Origin of the sequence: Deinococcus rhizophilus (assembly GCF_030271215.1) — a bacterium.
Taxonomy (GTDB): domain Bacteria; phylum Deinococcota; class Deinococci; order Deinococcales; family Deinococcaceae; genus Deinococcus; species Deinococcus rhizophilus.
Window position 1 is genome coordinate 1 of record NZ_JASNGB010000229.1, and the last position, 3,943, is coordinate 3,943.

5 protein-coding genes are annotated in these 3,943 nt (G+C 74.9%); 3 read left to right on the forward strand and 2 right to left on the reverse strand.

Features of this window, described 5'->3' with window-relative positions; genetic code table 11:
- Positions 1–458: 458 nt before the first annotated feature.
- Positions 459–599: a YbfB/YjiJ family MFS transporter gene (locus QOL99_RS15615; protein WP_285525175.1), complete on the reverse strand. Its 141-nt coding sequence runs from the start codon at positions 597–599 to the stop codon at positions 459–461.
- Between the two features lie 43 nt (positions 600–642).
- Complete coding sequence (locus QOL99_RS15620; RefSeq protein ID WP_285525176.1) at positions 643–1,872, reverse strand: cytochrome P450; 1,230 nt, start codon at positions 1,870–1,872, stop codon at positions 643–645.
- A gap of 123 nt (positions 1,873–1,995) precedes the next feature.
- Here QOL99_RS15620 and QOL99_RS15625 point away from each other — a divergent pair, with 123 nt between their 5' ends.
- The 3 genes from QOL99_RS15625 to ispE form a co-directional block, all read left to right on the forward strand.
- Positions 1,996–2,562, forward strand: a complete 567-nt coding sequence (locus QOL99_RS15625; RefSeq protein ID WP_285525178.1) for a UbiX family flavin prenyltransferase — start codon at positions 1,996–1,998, stop codon at positions 2,560–2,562.
- On the forward strand, positions 2,559–3,236 hold the full coding sequence (gene ispD, locus QOL99_RS15630; protein ID WP_285525180.1) for a 2-C-methyl-D-erythritol 4-phosphate cytidylyltransferase: 678 nt from the start codon (positions 2,559–2,561) through the stop codon (positions 3,234–3,236). Before QOL99_RS15625 ends, ispD begins: the two co-directional genes overlap by 4 nt.
- Positions 3,233–3,943: 4-(cytidine 5'-diphospho)-2-C-methyl-D-erythritol kinase (gene ispE, locus QOL99_RS15635; RefSeq protein WP_285525181.1), on the forward strand; the 711-nt coding region annotated here is incomplete at its 3' end. The genes ispD and ispE, both read left to right, overlap by 4 nt.

Genomic DNA, 3,943 nt, shown 5'->3' on the forward strand with positions numbered 1-3,943 from the left:
AGGGTCACGCGGGCCTGGTCGCCGCGCACCTCCGCGACCGCCCAGGCGGTCATGGCGGCTCGCAGGGCTTCACGGGTGCGGTCGGAATCGGCCATAGGCCCCGAGTCTACCCGGCCCCGCCCGGCTGCCGCCACGCCAGGGCCGCGCCCAGCCCCAGCCGCAGGCTCCTCGCCGTGTCCGAGAGCGCCCCGGTCAGCAGCGGCCCCAGCGTCTGCCCCACCGCGAAGACCCCCGTGAAGACCGCGATGCGATGCCCGCGCCCCACGCCCCCTCCGGCAGCGCCCGGCGGGTCAGCACGGCCAGGAAGCTCCCGCCGAAGACACCAGCGTGNGCTCCTCGCCGTGTCCGAGAGCGCCCCGGTCAGCAGCGGCCCCAGCGTCTGCCCCACCGCGAAGACCCCCGTGAAGACCGCGATGCGATGCCCGCGCCCCACGCCCCCTCCGGCAGCGCCCGGCGGGTCAGCACGGCCAGGAAGCTCCCGCCGAAGACACCAGCGTGAAGGTCCACCCCAGGTCCGCTCGTATCGCGGGCAGGATCAGCGCGTAGGCGAAGCGGGCGAACCCCAGCGCGACGGCCACGCCCAGCGTGAGGCGGACCATCCGCCCCAGCGTGGGCGCGAACGGCTCCGGGATAACGGCCGCCCTACAGCGCGACGCGCAGGGCCCGCAACCCCCGCAGGGTCAGGTTGGGCAGGTAGGCGAGCGTCTGCCCCGGCACCCGGTACCCCGGAAAGCGGGCCAGGAAGCGCGTCAGGAACACCGCTGCCTCCATCCGCGCCAGTCCCGCCCCCAGGCAGTAATGCGCTCCGGCGGCAAAGGCGAGGTGCGTCCGGGCATTCTCCCGCGAGAGGCGCAGGGTGTGGGGGTCCGGGTACACGGCGGGATCGCGGTTCGCCCCCGCGAGGCTGACGAGCAGCGGCAGCCCCGGCGGCAACGCTGTCCCCTCCAGTGTCAGCGGCGCGGTCGTGAAGCGGGCGGTGCCCTGCACGGGCGAGAGAAAGCGCAGCAGTTCCTCCACCGCGTTCCCCATCCGGCCCGCCGGGTCCTCCGCGAGCCAGGCCCGTTCCTCCGGCCACCCGTGCAGGGCGAGGAGGCTGCCCGACAGCAGGTTGGAGGTCGTCTCGTGGCCCGCGACGAGCAGCAGCACCGCGTTGGCGAGCAGTTCGTCCCCGCTGAGGCGTTCGCCCCCGTCCTCGGCGGCGGCGAGGGCCGAGAGCAGGCCAGGCCGGGGGGAGGCCCGCAGGTCGTCCGCGAGGGTGCGGAAGTACGAGCGCATCGCCCCGGCGTCGGCTTCCACCTGCGCCCAGCGCTCCGGGGGCACGTTCAGCCCGCCGATCAGGTCGGCCACGCTGCCCGCCCAGGTCTTGAAGCGGTCGGCGTCGGTGCCCGACAGCCCCAGCATCTCCACGATCACGGCGACGGGCAGCGGCACCGCGAGGGCGGCCACGGCGTCCACCTCGCCGCCGTTCGCGTCCGCCTGCCGCACGGCCCCGTCCAGCAGCGTGTCGGTCAGGCCGCTGACGAACTCCCGGCTCTCCTCCAGCACCCGGGGCGTGAAAGCCCGCTGTGCCAGCGACCGCAGCCGGGTGTGCGAGGCGCCGTCGTGAAAGAGCATCATCGGGGCCATCAGGCGGGCGGCCTCGCTGCTGGCAAAACTGGGATCGCCGTCGTACTTGCCCGTCCGGACGTGGGGACTCTTGAGGGCCGCGCCCGCCGCCGCGTGGCCGGTCAGGAGGGCCATGCCGCTGGCCGGGTCGTACAGGACGGGGGACATCGACCGCGCCCGGTCGAGGTAGGGGGGCGGGTCCTCGAAGTGGGTGCCCTGCCAGTAGCCCTGGAGGACGGCGGCGGCGGCGGCCTGGGGGGTGGTCATGGGTCAGGCTAGAGCATGGGCCGGGGGGTGGGGAGGGCAAGTGGGGGCCCGGTCGTCGGAGTCGGGTTACCGGTGTCTTTCCGCCCGCTGTTCCCCGCGCCCGCCCCTGCTACCCTCTCCCTCATGCGGCTGGTCGTCGGCGTGAGTGGGGGCAGCGGGATTCCGTATGCCGGGAGCATTCTGCGGGCGCTGCACGCGCTCGGTGTGGAGACGCACCTGATCGTGACGAGCGGGGCCAAGCGGGTGATGACCGCCGAGGCGGGCGGCCCCACGCTGGCCGACCTGACGGCGCTGGCGCACACTGTCCACGACGACCGCGACCTCGCGGCGAGCGTGGCGAGTGGGTCCTTTCGCACCGACGGAATGCTGGTCGTGCCGTGCAGCGCGGGCACGCTGGCGAAGGTCGCGGGCGGTTTCGCGGACAACCTGCTCTCGCGGGCAGCGCACGTCACCCTCAAGGAACGGCGGCCGCTGGTGCTCGTACTGCGCGAGGACCCGCTGCCCCGGCCCATGCTGACCAACATGCTCGCCGCCCATGACGCGGGCGCGACGTTGATGACCGCCTCGCCGGGCTTTTACCACGCGCCGACAGATGTGGAGGAGCTGCTGCACTTCGTCACGGCGCGGGTGCTCGACCAGTTCGGGCTGGACGTGCCGGGCTTCCGGCGCTGGAAGGACAGCGGGGCATGACCGGCGCCTGCCTCCTCGCGGGCCGCACCGCCGCCCTGATTCCCGCCGCCGGATCGGGCACCCGGCTGGGGCGGGGACCAAAGGCCTTCGTGGAGGTCGGGGGGATCAGCCTGCTGGCCCGCAGCGTGGCCGCGCTTGCCCCGCTGGTGGACGAGGTGCTGGTCGCGCTGCCCGCCGGGATGGACCTGCCCCCCGGCCTCCCCGCCCGCGCGGTCGAGGGCGGCGACACGCGGCAGCAGAGCGTGGCCCGGCTGCTCGCGGCCACAGGCGCCGACGTGGTCCTTGTCCACGACGCGGCGCGGCCTTTCCTGCCGGGAGCGGTGGTGGGGGCGCTGCTGGAGGCGGTGGCGGAAACGGGGGCGGCGACGGTCGCGCTGCCGGTGGCCGACACCCTGGTGCGTGGGGAGGGCGGCCTGCGCGTGGAGGACGTGCCCCGCGAGGACCTGTGGGCGGTGCAGACCCCGCAGGCGTTCCGGCGCGAACTGCTGCTGCGGGCGCACGCACAGGCGCGGGCGCAGGGGGTGGCCGCGACCGACGACGCCGGACTCGTCGCGCGGCTGGGCTTCCCGGTGCGGCTGGTCCCCGGCGACGCGCGGCTGTTCAAGGTGACGGCGCCGGGGGACCTCGCGCTCGCGGAGGCGCTGACCCGCGTGTGGGATGCTGGGGCGCGATGACCGCCCCCTCCCCTGCTCCAGCGACCTACCTCGCCCCTGCCAAAGTCAACCTCGGCCTCAGCGTACGCGGGGTGCGGCAGGGGGGCTACCACGACCTGCACACGGTGATGGTGCCGCTGGCGGTAGGCGACGAACTGGAGATCGCGCCCGCGCCGGAGTTGTCCCTGCGGGTGGAGGGCGCAGTGGGGCTCCCCGCCGACGGGCGCAACCTCGTCTACCGGGCGGCGCGGGCCTACCTGGACGCGGCGGGGGTGCCGGGCGGCGCGGCGATCACCCTGCACAAGACGCTGCCCCTCGCCTCCGGGCTGGGCGGGGGCAGCAGCGACGCGGCGACCACGCTGATGGCGCTGGCGCGGCTCTACCCGGCGGGGGTGCGGCTGCCCGAACTGGCCCTGACGCTGGGGGCGGACGTGCCCTTTTTCCTGCTGGGACGGGCCGCGCTCGCGGGGGGCGTGGGCGAGGTCCTCACGCCGCTGCCGGTGCCGAAGGTTCCGCTGGTCCTCGTCAATCCCGGCGTGGAGGTCAGCGCGAGGGACGCCTACGCCTGGCTGGACGGGGAGGAGGAATTCACCTCCGAACTCGACGTGGAGGGCATCCTGACTGGCCTGGCGGGGAGTGGGCCGGTGCCTTACTTCAATGCGCTGCAAGGCCCGGTCGCGGCCCGGCACGCGCCCATCCGCGCGGCGCTCGCGGCGCTGACCGCGGCG

Coding starts and splice junctions, on each gene's coding strand:
- QOL99_RS15615 (WP_285525175.1), bottom strand. CDS start 599: ATGGTCCGCCTCACGCTGGGCGTGGCCGTCGCGCTGGGGTTCGCCCGC.
- QOL99_RS15620 (WP_285525176.1), bottom strand. CDS start 1,872: ATGACCACCCCCCAGGCCGCCGCCGCCGCCGTCCTCCAGGGCTACTGG.
- QOL99_RS15625 (WP_285525178.1), top strand. CDS start 1,996: ATGCGGCTGGTCGTCGGCGTGAGTGGGGGCAGCGGGATTCCGTATGCC.
- ispD (WP_285525180.1), top strand. CDS start 2,559: ATGACCGGCGCCTGCCTCCTCGCGGGCCGCACCGCCGCCCTGATTCCC.